The 14,247-nt window shown below is 62.8% G+C and carries 11 protein-coding genes and 3 pseudogenes; 6 read left to right on the top strand and 8 right to left on the bottom strand.

The features are described 5' to 3' along the window. Positions 1–81: 81 nt before the first annotated feature. From nadB to BG35_RS14040, 5 genes and pseudogenes are all read right to left on the bottom strand, one after another. Positions 82–1,740, bottom strand: coding sequence for an L-aspartate oxidase (gene nadB, locus BG35_RS0101740; protein ID WP_034416494.1), 1,659 nt, complete (start codon positions 1,738–1,740; stop codon positions 82–84). A gap of 46 nt (positions 1,741–1,786) precedes the next feature. Next, positions 1,787–2,164, bottom strand: a complete 378-nt coding sequence (gene psbU, locus BG35_RS0101735; RefSeq protein ID WP_025781422.1) for a photosystem II complex extrinsic protein PsbU — start codon at positions 2,162–2,164, stop codon at positions 1,787–1,789. An 83-nt stretch (positions 2,165–2,247) separates the two neighbouring features. After that, on the bottom strand, positions 2,248–3,681 hold the full coding sequence (gene murD / locus BG35_RS0101730; RefSeq protein WP_025781421.1) for a UDP-N-acetylmuramoyl-L-alanine--D-glutamate ligase: 1,434 nt from the start codon (positions 3,679–3,681) through the stop codon (positions 2,248–2,250). Positions 3,682–3,814: 133 nt separating this feature from the next. Then, positions 3,815–4,090: a hypothetical protein gene (locus BG35_RS0101725; protein ID WP_025781420.1), complete on the bottom strand. Its 276-nt coding sequence runs from the start codon at positions 4,088–4,090 to the stop codon at positions 3,815–3,817. A 352-nt stretch (positions 4,091–4,442) separates the two neighbouring features. Further along, positions 4,443–4,523, bottom strand: a pseudogene (locus BG35_RS14040) (GNAT family N-acetyltransferase); the annotation flags it as partial. A 233-nt stretch (positions 4,524–4,756) separates the two neighbouring features. Between BG35_RS14040 and BG35_RS0101710 the strand changes: the two are divergent. Continuing rightward, positions 4,757–5,713: a carbohydrate kinase family protein gene (locus BG35_RS0101710; RefSeq protein WP_025781419.1), complete on the top strand. Its 957-nt coding sequence runs from the start codon at positions 4,757–4,759 to the stop codon at positions 5,711–5,713. Here the strand turns inward: BG35_RS0101710 and pyk are convergent. Together pyk and BG35_RS0101700 are read right to left on the bottom strand one after the other, a co-directional pair. After that, positions 5,710–7,514: pseudogene (gene pyk / locus BG35_RS09820) on the bottom strand (pyruvate kinase). The gene BG35_RS0101710 and the pseudogene pyk sit on opposite strands and share 4 nt — an antisense overlap. 252 nt (positions 7,515–7,766) lie before the next feature. Next, a complete protein-coding gene (locus BG35_RS0101700; RefSeq protein WP_025781418.1) occupies positions 7,767–8,075 on the bottom strand; it encodes a YggT family protein in 309 nt (102 codons plus the stop codon). Positions 8,076–8,132: 57 nt separating this feature from the next. Between BG35_RS0101700 and ychF the strand changes: the two genes are divergently transcribed. The 5 genes and pseudogenes from ychF to BG35_RS14030 all read left to right on the top strand — a co-directional run bounded on the left by ychF (position 8,133) and on the right by BG35_RS14030 (position 12,072). Next, positions 8,133–9,224: a redox-regulated ATPase YchF gene (ychF, locus tag BG35_RS0101695; RefSeq protein WP_025781417.1), complete on the top strand. Its 1,092-nt coding sequence runs from the start codon at positions 8,133–8,135 to the stop codon at positions 9,222–9,224. A 40-nt stretch (positions 9,225–9,264) separates the two neighbouring features. Then, positions 9,265–9,438, top strand: a complete 174-nt coding sequence (locus BG35_RS13300) for a hypothetical protein (protein ID WP_173399721.1) — start codon at positions 9,265–9,267, stop codon at positions 9,436–9,438. 5 nt (positions 9,439–9,443) lie between these two features. After that, a complete protein-coding gene (locus tag BG35_RS0101685; protein ID WP_025781416.1) occupies positions 9,444–10,184 on the top strand; it encodes a hypothetical protein in 741 nt (246 codons plus the stop codon). Continuing rightward, a complete protein-coding gene (locus BG35_RS14035; protein ID WP_080687971.1) occupies positions 10,181–10,660 on the top strand; it encodes an Eco29kI family restriction endonuclease in 480 nt (159 codons plus the stop codon). Before BG35_RS0101685 ends, BG35_RS14035 begins: the two co-directional genes overlap by 4 nt. Positions 10,661–11,037: 377 nt before the next feature. Next, a pseudogene (locus tag BG35_RS14030) lies at positions 11,038–12,072 on the top strand (IS630 family transposase). On the opposite strand, the gene BG35_RS0101670 reads toward BG35_RS14030, so the two are convergent. Further along, positions 12,069–14,247: vitamin B12 dependent-methionine synthase activation domain-containing protein (locus BG35_RS0101670; protein WP_025781415.1), on the bottom strand; the 2,179-nt coding region annotated here is incomplete at its 5' end. The pseudogene BG35_RS14030 and the gene BG35_RS0101670 sit on opposite strands and share 4 nt — an antisense overlap.

Here is a 14,247-nt window from a genome sequence, read left to right as displayed (position 1 = left end):
GTTGGAAAACCTGCTGGCGGCCCGGTGAGCAGGGGGTTCGCCAAGGCGCTCTAACCAACAAGCGCTCCCAACGGTCGGTCTTCAAGGCCCACAGTCCACAGGAGCGCTGCTGATGGCCCGGCCCTGTTGCTGGCGGCTGTGGCGGCGCCAGAAGGGCTGTTGAGCCGGGTGATCCAGGCGGTGATGACCACCCCGGCTTTCCCGGCGGAAGCGGGCCGCCTCCAACAACAACAGCCCCATGGCGCACAGGTGTTCCACCTCCACCCAACGGCGCAGAAGTCCCATGGCCTGGGGCAGGACGGGATGACGATCACCGGGGGCGCTGGTCTTGAGCCAGGCCAGTTCCGGCCTGTGGTCCAACCCATGGGCCAGTACCTGGAGTTGCTGTTGGGCCATGGCCATGGCCCCCTCCTGGCGATTGACCCCGGCCACGGTCCAGCAGAGATGCCGAATCCGGCGGCCCATCTCCTGTGCCGTCACCATGGACCGGCTGGTCACCGCAATCGGCGCCCCTGGACGGCGGGCAGGAACAGCTTGGGATCCCGGGTCCAGATCCAAAGCCCCCTGACCCAACTGGTGGGCGCAGACCAGGCATTCCATCAGGGAATTGCTGGCCAGGCGATTGGCGCCGTGTACTCCGCTGCTGGCCACTTCCCCCAGGGCGTAGAGCCCCGGCACCGTGGTGCGGGTCCGGAGATCGGTCTCCACTCCGCCCATCCAGTAGTGGGCAGCGGGGGCCACGGGGACAGGCATGGTGAGGGGGTCAATGCCCCAGGCGCGGCAGCGTTTCAGGATGGAGGGGAATTGCCGCAGCAGGCGCTCCCGGCCAATGGGGCGCAGGTCAAGCCACACATGGGTGTCGCCGCGGCGCACCATGTGGCGGGCAACGGCCCGGCTCACCTCGTCGCGGCTGGCCAGGTTGCCGCCCCCCACGGCAGCCACCGGATCACTGCCGTCCAAGCTGTTGAGGACAGCCCCTTCCCCCCGGGCCGCCTCACTGATGAGGAAGTGGGGCGCTCCCGGAATCATCAGGGCCGTGGGGTGAAACTGCACAAACTCCAGATCCCGCACCACGGCGCCGGCCCGGTAGGCCATCACCACCCCGTCCCCGCTGGCGAGAGGGGGGTTGGTGGTCTGGGCAAACAGGCGGCAGCCGCCGCCACTGGCCAGCACCACGGCCCCGGCCCGCAGCCAGCCGATCATCCCGGCCGCCATGAGCTGCAAGCCACAACAGCGCCGGCCTTCCCGCCAGAGTTGCAATACCACGGCGTCGTTGTGCTGGTGCAGCCGGGGACGCTCCCGCACCCTGGCCTGGAGCACCTCCACAATGGCCCGACCGGTTTGATCCGCCGCGTGGAGCACCCGCCGCTGGCTGTGGGCCGCTTCGATGGTGCGGCTCAACTGCCCCCCCTGACGGTCAAACCGCACCCCCAAAGACAGGAGCCGCTCCACACAGCGGGGCGCCTGTTCCACCAGCAGTCGCACGGCAGGGGGTTCGCAAAGACCGGCGCCCGCCGCCAGGGTGTCGTGGAAGTGGGCCTCCGTGGAATCATCCGGACCCAGCGCCGCGGCAATGCCCCCCTGGGCCCAGCGGCTGGCGGAGCGGGCGCGGGAATCCTTTGTGAGCAGCAGGATGTTGAGATCGGCCGGCAATTCCAGGCAGGCCATGAGGCCGGCAGCGCCGCTGCCCACCACCGTCACGTCCCACACCCGGTCAAAGATGGGGCAATCAGACTTCATCGGCCCGCAGGATCCGGGCCCCTACCGCCAAGGCCTGTTGCCGCCCCTAGCGGTATTGACCATCGTTGATGCGGTCAAAGCCCACGTTCAGCGCCAGTTCAGGGTCCGTCACAGTGAAATTGCCCTTGTACTTCTCGAACAACTCCTGCTGCCGCTGGGTCAGGTCCAGGTTGAGCACGTCGTCAACGTTCTCATAGGGGCCGCCAACAACGATTTTGCCCGCCAGGGTGGGATACATGCCGGGGAACTGCTGGAAGCGCCGCACAGAAGCGTTGTTCAAATCCACCAAGCCCTTTTTCTGCTCCGCCAATTTGGCATCAGCGGCATTGCGCAACTCAATAGCCACGGCGGTCTTCGGCGCCATGGCGCCCAGCAGCCCAATGGTCATCACTGCCGCCAACAGCCAAGTACCAAGACGCTTCATCGGAATCGTGCCACGGATCATCGGGGAGTGGCCCTCTTAAAGGCCCCCAGCAGCCTGACAGATGGAAGGCGCAAATCCCCCGTTCAGGGGCAAGGCTTTTGCAGTTCTTCAAGGATCTCCCCGGGGGGTTCGGGATTCGCCCGGGGCGTTGCCTCACCCAATGCCTGCACCAGCGCGCGAAAATGCTCTCCCCGAGCCTCAAAGTCGGGGTATTGGTCAAAGCTGGCGCAGGCTGGAGAGAGGAGCACCGTTGGGACCCCCTGCTCCAGGGCCAGGGCATGGCTGCGGGGAACCGCCTCCCCCAGGTCCGGCAGCCGTTGGCACACAACCTGGGGACACGTCTGTTGCACCTGGGCGGCAAAGCCGTCTCCCGCTTCCCCGTAGCAAATCACGGCAGCGGCCTTGGCGGCAATGGCCTGCAGCCAGCCATGGGCGTCCCCCTGCTTGGCCCGTCCCCCCGCCAGGAGCACCAGGGGACCATCCAGGGCCGCCAGGGCCGTGCGGGCCGCGTCGTAGTTGGTGGCCTTACTGTCGTTGATGTAGGTGACCCCCTGGCGGCGGGCGATGGTTTCCAGTCGGTGGGGCACCCCGGGAAACGAGCGCAGTCCGGCAGCGATCCGACCGGGCTCCAGGCCGGTTTCCAGGGCGGCCGCCGTGGCCAACAGCATGTTGACGCGGTTGTGTTGACCAGGCAGGGACAGGACGTTGGCGCTGAAGAGGGGGCCGGTGGGGCCGGTGACCACGCCCTCCTCGATGGACAGGGCAGCCTGCCGGTGGGGCTGCAATGCCGCCCCACTGCGACAGGTGATCCAGCGGGCCGCGGGCCAGCGGTTGCGGCGGCGCCAGATTTCCGGATCGTCGCCGTTGAGCACGGGGATGGCGCTGCGGGTCGCCAGGCCCGCCTTGATGGCGCCATAGGCGGCAAAACTACCGTGGCGGTCCAGGTGGTCGGGGGTCAGGGTGCTCCAGATGCCGATGTGGGGGGCAATGGTGGGGGAGGCCTCAATCTGGAAGCTGCTCAACTCCGCCACCACCCAGTCAGGACGGCGCCCCCTATGGCGCTCCAGGGCCAGTTCGGTGGCGGTTGCGCCACTGTTGCCGCAAATGGGGGCGTCCCGGCCGGCCTGCTGCAGCAGATGGCTCACCATGGCGGTGATGGTGGTCTTGCCGTTGGTGCCGGTAACGCCAATCCAGGGGGCGCTGGTCATGGTTTGCCAGGCCAGTTCCGTTTCCCCATGGACCGGAACACCCCGGCGGCGCAATTGAACCAGGACGGGCTCCGCCCACCCCACACCGGGGCTGAGCACCACAGCCCGGGGGTTCAGTTGCTCCAGGAACGTCAAAGCGCAATCGAGTTGCACGTGCAAGCCCTCCTGACGCAATGCCATGGCTGTGCTGTGCAGTTGAGGGGTCCGACGCCGTTCCAGGAGCCACACTGTGTGCCCCTGGGCGGAAAGGAGGCGGGCAGCGCTGGCGCCGGAGCGTCCCAACCCGACCACAGCAGTGGCATGCACCATGGATCCCGCTGGAAATACCAATGTTAAGCTGGGTTACCTGATCCTTAAAAATATCTTCACGGCCGGATTTCAAGATCACAGGCTTTTCATCCAGGAGCAAACATTGTCCACAAGTATTGATTCACCAGGTTATTCAGTAGGGGCCAAACTCCTGATTGCCAATGGTGAAGAGGGGGCTGTTTTTCTTGAACCAGAGCCAATCGCGCAACGGCGGCGTCTCAGCCAACTCCTGCCGGCTCAGGCCCAGGCCGATTTTGTCCGATGCCTGTTGGAGCAAATCAAGCATGGTCTCCTGGTCCGGCGCCTTGGCGAGGGCTTCATTCCAGCGCCTATGGCCCTGGATGCCTTTCACCAGGGCTCTCACCTTCTGGGCGGGGGAATACTGGCTGTAGGGGGTGGTTTCCGCCATGGTGAGAGGCTGAAGGTCTCAAACGCTAGCAGGTGCGCCGCCCATGTCAGAACAGATGGATCACGGGCCATGTCCGAATTTGACAATTGAAAGGTGAGATTGTCCTGTTGACAATGGTTTTCCTGGAAATGGTGTTGAGGAATTTCTGGCAACATCAATAGGATCAAACTCACCAATAGATCCGGACCCAAGGGCGCCCCTCATTTGAGTTGCAGTTCCATCAACAGGTCTTCGCGGCAAGCACTGTTGATGACTGCAGCCGTGGACACAAAACCCATGGAGCGGTAAAGGCGCTTGGCGACTGCCATGGCGGGGAGCGTATGCAGACGGACGGCGGACCGCCCATCTCCTGCGCCATGGAGACGGCTGCTTCCACCAGCCTTTTACCCAGCCCATGTTTTCTGTATGCCGGGCGGACATAAAGACGCTTCATTTCAATAGCCCGTCTCCACAATTCCGAAGACCAATGCAGCCTGCACCGTTACAACCGACACGGGAGAGAAGGAATCGTCCCTGTGGTGGCCCGTAGATGAATTCCAGGGCCTTGCATTCTTTGGCTTCTCCATGGTGACCGGGGGAAGCCTGTTGCTGGATGCGTCAGCTTACCTGGGCGGCTTGCTGGATCCGCCACGGCTGTTGCAGGCTGAATCCAGTTGAGCAAGGGAAATGCCCGACGTGATTTGCTGCGGGGAGGCGCTGGTGGATCGTCTGGGTCCACCGGGGGGAGATCCGGCTGACGGGGGAGAGGATTACCTGGGGGGCGCCCCTGCCAACGTGTGTTGCGGACTGGCCCGGTTGGGCGCGTCAACCGGCTTTCTGGGGCGGCTGGGGCGGGATGGCGTTGGCGCAGCCTTTGCCCGGTTGTTTCAGGAGCGGGGGGTGGACCAGCAAGGCTTGCAATGGGACAAACAGCGCCCTTCCCGGATTGTGCTGGTGCAACGACAGCCCGACGGCGAACGGAGTTTCGGGGGCTTCCTGGGGGATACCGGCGCCGGCTTTGCCGATACGGCCTTCGCCAAGGACCGGATTCCACCCTCCCTGTTCCAGTCCGCCCGCTGGCTACTGTTCGGCACCATTCCTCTGGCCAGCCCCACCGCAGCGGCGGCCCTGGAGCAGGCCATGGCCTTGGCCGAGGCCCGGCAGGCGCGCTTGGCGCTGGACGTGAACTGGCGGCCCACCTTCTGGCCCTGTAGTGAATCCATGGCCCGGCAACGGATTGCCCCCTTGCTGGAGCGGGTATGCCTGCTGAAGCTGGCGGTTGAGGAGGCCGAGTGGCTGTTCGGGCAGCGGGATCCCCAGGCCATTTCTCTGGTGTTGCCCCAGCGGCCCGCGGTGGTGGTGACCGCCGGTGGGGACGGGGTGGCCTGGTGGATGGGGGGCTGTCGTGGGCAGCGGCCCGCCTATCCGGTTTCCGTGGTGGACAGCACCGGTGCGGGAGATGCCTTTCTGGCAGGATTGTTGCACCAGTTGGTGCGCCAGCCCCAGTTGTTGCAACACTCCTCCGGGGAAGCCGTTGCCCAGGTCATGGCCTTTGCCAGCGCCTGTGGCGCCGTGGTCTGCACAGGGGCAGGGGCCATCGATCCCCAGCCATGGCCTGAGGCCGTGGCCGCTTTTCCGGGCTAGGAGTGGATCTCCATCAGATCACTGCTGCCGCTTTTCACCAGACCATGGGGAGTGTCCAGGGTAATCACCTCCCCTTGACGCACAGCCCGGGTGGCCCCTGCCACACCCACAATGACGGGGATGCGCAGCCGCTGGCCGATGACCGCAGCGTGGCTTTGCCGCCCCCCAGTTCCGTAAGGATGCCCCCGGCGCGCCGAATGACGTCCATGTACGCCGCAGAGGTTTCACTCACCACCAACACCTCGCCGGGCTCCAGATGGCGGGCCTCCTGGGGAGAATGGGCCACCCGGGCCCGGGCCGTGACGGAGCCGCCGCCCAGGCCCAACCCCCTCCCCAGCACCGCGGCCACAATGCCCACGCGAATCAGGTCGGTGGATCCGCTGACTCCCGCCAGGGTGCCTGCGGTCTGCACCACCAGGTCTCCTTCCTGCAACAGGCCCTGCTCCCGGGCAATCCCCAGCGCCAAGGTGAAGGTGCGGCTGCCCGAGGACTGGGTATCCACAAGGAGGGGATAGACCCCCCACACCAGTTGCAACTGCCGCGCCACCCGCACCTGACTGGTGACGGCCAGAATGGGGGTGATCGGACGGAATTTGCTCACGTTCCGCGCCGTGGCCCCGCTCTGGGTCAAGGGCACAATGGCGGCAGCCTCCAGTTGGCTGGCAATGGTGCTCACCGCCTGGCTGATGCTGTTGGGAATGGTTTGCTGGCAATTGCCCGTGAAGCGGGGCTGGGGATAGTTCTGCTCGATTCGCCTGGCGATGGTGGCCATGGTCTCCACAGCCTCGCCCGGATATTGCCCAACGGCGGTCTCGTTGGAGAGCATCACCGCGTCGGTGCCGTCCAGAATGGCATTGGCCACGTCACTCACCTCGGCCCGGGTGGGGCGGGGGTTGGTGGCCATGCTGTCCAGCATCTGGGTGGCGGTGATGATGGGGATTCCCAGACCATTGGCTTTGCGGATCAGTTCCTTTTGCAACAACGGCACGTCTTCCGGGGGGATTTCCACCCCGAGGTCGCCCCGGGCGACCATGACCCCGTCGCAGAGGGGCAGGATCTCGTCAATGCGGCTGATGGCTTCAAACTTCTCGATCTTGGCCACCACCGGGGTGCCATAGCCATGGCGGCGGATTAACTCCTTCACCGCCACCATGTCTTCGGGGTTGCGCACAAAGCTCAAAGCGATCCAGTCCACCCCCTGCTGCAGCGCAAAGCGCAGATCCGTGCGGTCTTTGTCCGTCAAGGCGCTGACGGAGAGTTGCACATCGGGGAAGTTGACCCCCTTGTTGTTGGAGAGCATTCCACCCACCACCACCCGGCAGTGGAGGGTCTGGTCCTCGGGATCCACGGCGACGACCCGCATTTCCACCTTGCCGTCATCCAGCAGGATGCGTGCTCCCACCGTCACTTCTTCCGCCAGAGCGTTATAGGTGACCTGGGCAATGGTCTGGCCGCAGGGCACGGGCCTGGAGGTGAGTTGAAAACGATCCCCCTTGGCCAGGCGAATGGGACCGCCTTCAAAACGCCCCAGGCGAATCTTGGGGCCTTGCAGATCCCCAAGGATGCCAATGTTCTGGCTCATCTGATGGGCCACCTGGCGAATGGTGGCCACCCGCAGGGCATGGTCCCCATGGCTGCCGTGGGAAAAGTTCAGCCGAAACGTTGTGGCTCCAGCCTGGATCAGCTTTTGAATGCTCTGGGCGCTATCCGTTGCCGGGCCAATGGTGGCAACGATTTTCGTGCGTCGATTGATGCACTCCCTGCGCCGTTGGCCGTTGGAAGGTCCTTGCGGCGCCGTCATCCTGTCCTGATCGGCAAGTGGGCTGATACACCGTCCCCGCCACCCACGGCACAAGGGGGAGTGGGGGGCAGGAGCAAGGGAACGGCTACCCCGGCGGGAATGGAGGAGCGCAACTGCTGGTGCATGGGTGACGCAGACAATGTTGCTGGGCTTGACCGGCGGCAGGACCGTAGCCACGGCCCCATGAACCTAGCACTGCAGCAGAAACCACCCTGGACGCCGCGACGTTCCAGGCCGGCCAGCCCTTGGACATCAGCCAACCATGTACCTTGCGTAGCTTGCGTTTGCCAGCAGTGGATCGGAAAGGGCCCGCAGCAGAGTGCTCACCAGACTCAGGGACAGGAACGCCAGGATTGGGGAAATATCCAGTCCCCCGATGAGGGGAATCAGACCGCGGAACAGGTTGAGGTAGGGGTCCGTGACGGAAGCCAGGGTTGCCAGCACGGGATTCTCCCAGGGCAAAGTGGGGAACCAGCTCAGCAGAACCCGCACCAACAGCAGCAGGGAAAAAATGCTGAGGGTTTTTACCACCACAATGTCCAGCAAGGCGGCAACGAGCATGGCCGATGGGAAGATGTATGTCGCTCCCCATCCTAGACAGGATCTTCTTCCCCGCTCATGCTTCGCGCCGGAATTGTTGGTCTGCCCAACGTGGGCAAGTCCACCCTGTTCAACGCCCTGGTGCGCCAGATCCAGGCTCAGGCCGCCAATTTCCCCTTCTGCACCATTGAACCCAACGTGGGGGTGGCGGCTGTGCCGGATCCGCGCCTTCAGCCCCTGGCGGATCTGTCCCGCTCCCGAAACCTGGCGCCCACACGCCTGGAAGTGGTGGACATTGCCGGCCTGGTGGCGGGCGCCAGCCAGGGGGAGGGTCTGGGCAATCAGTTCCTGGCCAACATTCGCCAGGTGGATGCCATTGTCCACGTGGTGCGCTGCTTCCTGGATGATGACGTGATCCATGTGTCCGGCTCCGTGGATCCCGGTCGAGACGTGGAGGTGATCAACCTGGAACTGGCCCTGGCGGATGCCGCCCAGATTGACAGGCGCCGCCAACGGCTGCAGCGGCAACGGCGCACCAGCCCGGAGGCCCGCCGGGAGGATGAAGTGCTGGAGCGCCTTGCCCAGGTGCTGGATACCGGCGCCGCCGCCCGCACGGTCCCCCTCTCCCCCGAGGAAGAGCGGCTGATTCAACCCCTGGGTTTGCTGACCCGCAAGCCCGTCGTCTATGCCGCCAACGTGGCGGAACATCACCTGTCCGACGGCAACGCCATGGCGCTGAGCATTGCTGAACTGGCCCACAGGGAAGCGGCGGCAACACTACGGGTCTCCGCCCAGGTGGAGGCGGAACTGGTGGAGCTTGACCCCCGGGAGCGACAGGACTACCTCGACAGCCTGGGGGTTCGGGAGGGGGGGCTGGAGAGCCTGATCCGGGCCACGTATCACCTGCTGGGATTGCGCACGTATTTCACCACGGGTCCCAAGGAAACCCGGGCCTGGACCATCCGGGCCGGCATGAAGGCCCCCCAGGCCGCTGGCGTGATCCACACCGATTTTGAACGGGGCTTCATCCGCGCCCAGACCATTGGCTGGCGGCAACTGCTGGAGGCCGGCTCCATGGCGGAGGCCAGATCCCGGGGCTGGCTACGCAGTGAAGGCCGGGACTACGTAGTGGCCGAAGGGGACGTGATGGAGTTTCTTTTCAATGTCTGAAAGAGTTCTGTAGAGTGGCGGCAGCCAACCATCGGCCGTCATGAGCCAACGCCCACAGCAGTCCCCTGAACAGGCCTCCCAGCCCCACAACTTTGACGTGCAGAGCCAGGAGCATCAGCGCATCCGCAACGATCCCGATTACGACGACTGGACCTACGGCACCGAGCCCCTGCCCAAGGAAGGCTGGCTGCCCAAGCGGGAGAGCCGGCATTGAGGGGCATGGTCGGCAAACAACTCGTCCATGGGGAGTTGATCGCCGATCACGGTGCCGATCAGCCTGCGGTCTTGGTGTCGGCAGCGGCGCAGGATGGGCTCTACACCCCCATCAGCAGTGTGTGGGAAGGCAGTGACGCAGAGCTTCTTGAAGAGATGCTTCGCTTCTATCCTTCCATTCCCGTAGAGCCGATACTGGATGCCACCTACAACGCAGGCCGCTTCTGGCGCAGTTCAAGGCGGCAGGTTGTGTCCATGGATATCGATCCACAATACAAGCCGATGATTGTAGCTGACAATCGCAACATGGTGGGCGTCGAAGATGCCTCGTTTGGCGTTGTTGTCTACGACCCGCCCCATGTGGGACCGCAGGGTCGAGACAAAAGTTGCAAGCGGTTCGACGTGGACTTTGGCACCACCATGCCCTGTGGCCCGTCTGAAAACTGGACCCTGAGCTATCTATACCCACCGTTCCTGAAGGAAGCCAAGCGCGTCCTCAAGCCGGAAGGCCTGTTGCTGGCGAAGATTACCGACATGGTCAACAACCACCGGTCCCGGTGGGCCCACTGCGATTTCATGCGCATGGCCGATGAAGCTGGTTTTACTGTGTGCGACCTGATCATCAAGATCAGAAATGGACCGATGGTTTCTGATCGCTGGAAGACGGCCCATCACGCCCGGAAGCGGCATTGCTTCTGGATCATCTGCCGCAACGGTCACCATTGTGAACGACTTCCCCGTGAATGATTCCCGCCAGTACAATCCACGATCAAGGTAATTTCCCGCCCTATGCCAACATGGCAGACGAAGAACCAATCTATGTCGGAAAAGCGGAACCCCGTGGACGCAGACAGGGCCGTGGGGGCCACCCTCGCCAATTACCCATCCTGCATGGAAGGCTCCGTGAACACGCAGCCTCGCTAGAAACCGTCACTAACTTGAGCTTGAGCGACTTCCGTTGCCGTTGGCTGATTCTCGATCCTGTGTGGATTGGCCTCACGGAGCAGGTTTTGATTGCGATCTACCGTCCGCTATGGAACTCTGTTGTTGATGGTTTTGGCAACCATGACCCAGGGAGCGGCCGACAAAACCAGAGACGATCTCCTTGGGACACACTGCACAAAGGACGTCAGTGGGCTGAACGCTTGCGAGATAGCCAGTTCAGTGCTGACCGAATTATGGGCAATATTGCCATGGACAGAGCAGGAAAGAACTCTGCATAACCGACAGGAGGAGAGGGTGTTGGACTGATGGGAGGAGCAGGGCAAGGGTGAGCCACCGCCCCTTTCCGCTCGTCAACCCGAGTTCTGGATAAGGAATCGGGCAGTTACAGCTCCCCCTGCCTTCTTCGTCATCCCCGCAAAAGCGGGACTCCATTAGGAGGCAGAGAGAGAAGTGCATTTCACAGCCCAGCGCCCATGGGCGCTTCAGGACGTGGGCCGGTCCCTGGCTGCTTGATTTCCACCCCGCTCCGAGAGGGCCGGGATTCCTTCTCGGATTGGCAAATGCCACCTCCTTCAAGTGGGTTCCTGCTTTATCACCGAATGCGGGCGAATCTGTCTTATTAGGATAGAGGTGAGTCTATGCAAGGAGTCCGGCTATGTCACGGGATGGTCGGCCTGCAATCCCCATCAGTCTGAATGGGGAAGAGACAGAGGACCTACTGTCCATCGCTCATTCCCGCACATTACCGCCCGGCTTGGCGCAGCGGGCGCAAATGGTTCTGGCCTGCGCTGCAGGAGCCCCCCATGTGGTGATCGCCAGGCGACTTTGCGTTAGCCATGTCACGGTTGGCAAATGGCGCCGTCACTATTACGACCAGGGCGTTGCAGGACTGCACGACGAACAGCGCCCTGGACGACCGCATCCATGGTGACGAGCGTGTTGCCGAAGTGCTCAATACAGCCTTACAGGGTCCGCCAACCAACGCTAGCCATTGGAGCGTCCGCGCCTTGGCTGGCCACACGGGTATTTGCAAGTCCACCATGCATCGATGGTTCCAGACTTTGTGGATAAGATGCATGATATCATAAGTCTATACCTGAGGCCGCCGGATCATGCCGTTGTGCATCTGCCGAAACGAGAAGACACAAATCCAGGCATTGAAGAGGAACCAACCGATGCTGCCGTTGGGCCTGGGCTATGTGAAAGGTGTGACCCATGAAACTTTCGTAACGGCGCCACGACATTGTTTGCCGCCTTGGATGGCGCCACCGGGAAAGTGCTGCCGCAGTGCAAGCGCCGCCACCGCCGCCAGGAGTTTATCTCCTTTCTTTAACACGTTGAAAGGAATGTACCCAACACTTTGGATATTCATCTCATCATTGATAACTACTGTACTCATAAATACACCAACGTGAAGGAGTGGCTGGTGCTGCGGTCCAGGTTCCATGTGCATTTCACACCCACCTAGGCTTCATGGATCAATTAAGTGGAACGCTGGTTTGTCAGCATGACCCAGAAAGCCATTCGACGCGGTTCTTTCCATAACCTGGGAGAACTCACCTGCAAAATCCATGGTTTTGTGGAGCACTACAACGCTCAGGCCAGACCTTGTATGTGGGTAGCTACTGCCGAATCCAGCCTGGCGAAGACCAAACGTCTTTGTAAAATGATCTCTGGGACACTAAACTAAGCACTGAAGTAGCGGGCCTTGGAGTGGAGGGCCACCAGGGCGGTGGTGCTCTGTTCCGGCTGGAGTTGATCGCTGCTGTCCATGGTCAGACCAATGGCCTCGGCGCCGAGCCAGGCCAGTTGTTGGCGGGAGTCGGCCACGTTGGGGCAGGCCGGATAGCCAAAGGAGTAACGGCTGCCCCGATAGCGTTGGGCCAGCACGTCCCGCAGAACCCTCGGTTCCTGCTCACTGAAACCACAGGCCCGGCGGATGTGGGCATGGATCCATTCCGCCAGGGCCTCCGCCATTTGCACCGCCAGGCCATGGAAGTAGAGGTAGTCGCTGTAGGCATGGCTCTGGAAGAGTTCCTGGGCAAACAGGCTGGCCTGCTCCCCCATGGTGACCGCCTGCATGGGCAACACGTCCGTCGGCTGGTCGTTGGCCAGATCCCGGTAGAAGTCCGCAATGCAGTAGCGGTTCCCGGAGCGTTGGCGGGGAAACACGAACTCCCCCAGCCGCTCCCGCCCCTGGGGGGCAAACACCTGCACACTGTTGCCCCGGCGACCACAGGGGAAGTAGCCGTAGGCCGTGGCCGGTTGGAGCAGACGTTCCTGGCGGCAGCGCTCCAGCCAGTGGTCCAACGTGGGTTCTGCAGTGGTGCGCAACAGGGCCTCATGGTCCTCCTTGGATTGGTCCTTGCCGCGGCGCAGTTGCCACTGGCCCACGAACAGGGCTTGGCGATCCAGGTAGCCCGCCACCTCCTCCAGGGGAATCTGGTGGCTATGGAGCAGGCGGGCGCCCCGGAACGGCGGCTGCACCGCAGGTTCTTCCGGAACCGCCTCGGAACGGTCCGTAGAGGCTGCCGCAGTGGGTTCCGCAGTGGCGTTCCCGTTGGCGGTGGCCCCTGATGGCGGCGTGTCCTGGGGGGGCTGGGCAGTGGCATCTTCAGCGACCAGGCCCACCCCTGGCGGGATGCCGTCCAGAAATCCTTGCCGATGATCCCAGCGGTGCGCCGCACGGGCTTTCAGGTAGGCATCCATGAAGCGCAGATCGGTGAAGGCATCCTTGCCGTAGATCACCTGGCCTTGGTACACCGCACGGCAATCCCGATGGACAAACCGGGGGGTGAGGGCTGCGCCCCCCAGAATCACCGGCACCTGAATACCGGCATCGTTGAATGCCGCCAGATTGTCTTTCATGAAAGCCGTTGACTTCACCAGCAAGCCACTCATGCAGATGCAATCCGCCTGGTGTTCCTGGTGGGCATTGATAATGGCGGTCACGTCCTGTTTGATGCCCAGGTTAATCACTTCATAGCCGTTGTTGGTGAGAATGATATCAACGAGATTTTTACCAATATCATGAACGTCTCCCTTGACGGTGGCGATCAACACTTTGCCCCGGGACTGGTTCTGCCCGTCGGTTTTTTCCATGTGGGGTTCCAGATAGGCCACAGCAGCCTTCATGGTTTGGGCGGATTGGAGCACAAAAGGCAATTGCATCTGCCCGGAGCCAAAGAGTGTACCCACAACTTTCATCCCATCCAGGAGAAAGCGATTGACAATCTCCAATGGCGGCATTGTCTGCAACGCCAGTTGCAGGGAATCCTCCAGATTGAGGCGTTCCCCGTCAATGATGTGCTGCTTCAGGCGCTCCTCCACCGGCAAATCCGCCAGGCTTGGTCCTGCGACCCGGGCAGCCTGTCCGCTCACCCCGGCAAACATTTCCGTGAGGGCCGTGAGGGGGTCATAGGTGCATACATCGCCGCTGAAGCGGCGCCGGTCGTGGATCAGATCCCGGCAGACGTTTTGTTGTTCCTGGCTGATCTTGTTCAGAGGAAGAATCTTGATCGGGGAAACAATGGCAGCATCCAATCCCGCTGCACAGCAGTCATGGAGGAAGACGGAATTGAGCGCCATGCGGGTTGCGGGCGAGAGGCCGAAGCTCACGTTGGAAATGCCCAGCACCACATGCGCCTCCGGCATCTGTTGGCGAATCCGGCCAATGGCCTCCAAGGTGGCGGCCCCGTTGCGACGGTCCTCCTCCACGCCGGTGGAGATGGGCAGCGCCAGGGGGTCGAAGAACAACTCCCGCGGGGGGAGACCGTAGGTCAAGGCATCCCGGTAGGCCCGCTGGGCAATGGCCAGCTTCTTCTCGGCGGTGCGGGCCATGCCCTCCTCGTCAATGGCACCCACC

Source organism: Candidatus Synechococcus spongiarum SH4 (genome assembly GCF_000586015.1).
Taxonomy (GTDB): domain Bacteria; phylum Cyanobacteriota; class Cyanobacteriia; order PCC-6307; family Cyanobiaceae; genus Synechococcus_B; species Synechococcus_B spongiarum_F.
The sequence above is the reverse complement of the archived record's forward strand: the minus strand, read 5'-3'. Positions and strand labels throughout refer to the sequence as shown.

Coding starts and splice junctions, on each gene's coding strand:
- nadB (WP_034416494.1), bottom strand. CDS start 1,740: ATGAAGTCTGATTGCCCCATCTTTGACCGGGTGTGGGACGTGACGGTG.
- psbU (WP_025781422.1), bottom strand. CDS start 2,164: ATGAAGCGTCTTGGTACTTGGCTGTTGGCGGCAGTGATGACCATTGGG.
- murD (WP_025781421.1), bottom strand. CDS start 3,681: ATGGTGCATGCCACTGCTGTGGTCGGGTTGGGACGCTCCGGCGCCAGC.
- BG35_RS0101725 (WP_025781420.1), bottom strand. CDS start 4,090: ATGGCGGAAACCACCCCCTACAGCCAGTATTCCCCCGCCCAGAAGGTG.
- BG35_RS0101710 (WP_025781419.1), top strand. CDS start 4,757: ATGCCCGACGTGATTTGCTGCGGGGAGGCGCTGGTGGATCGTCTGGGT.
- BG35_RS0101700 (WP_025781418.1), bottom strand. CDS start 8,075: ATGCTCGTTGCCGCCTTGCTGGACATTGTGGTGGTAAAAACCCTCAGC.
- ychF (WP_025781417.1), top strand. CDS start 8,133: ATGCTTCGCGCCGGAATTGTTGGTCTGCCCAACGTGGGCAAGTCCACC.
- BG35_RS13300 (WP_173399721.1), top strand. CDS start 9,265: ATGAGCCAACGCCCACAGCAGTCCCCTGAACAGGCCTCCCAGCCCCAC.
- BG35_RS0101685 (WP_025781416.1), top strand. CDS start 9,444: ATGGTCGGCAAACAACTCGTCCATGGGGAGTTGATCGCCGATCACGGT.
- BG35_RS14035 (WP_080687971.1), top strand. CDS start 10,181: ATGATTCCCGCCAGTACAATCCACGATCAAGGTAATTTCCCGCCCTAT.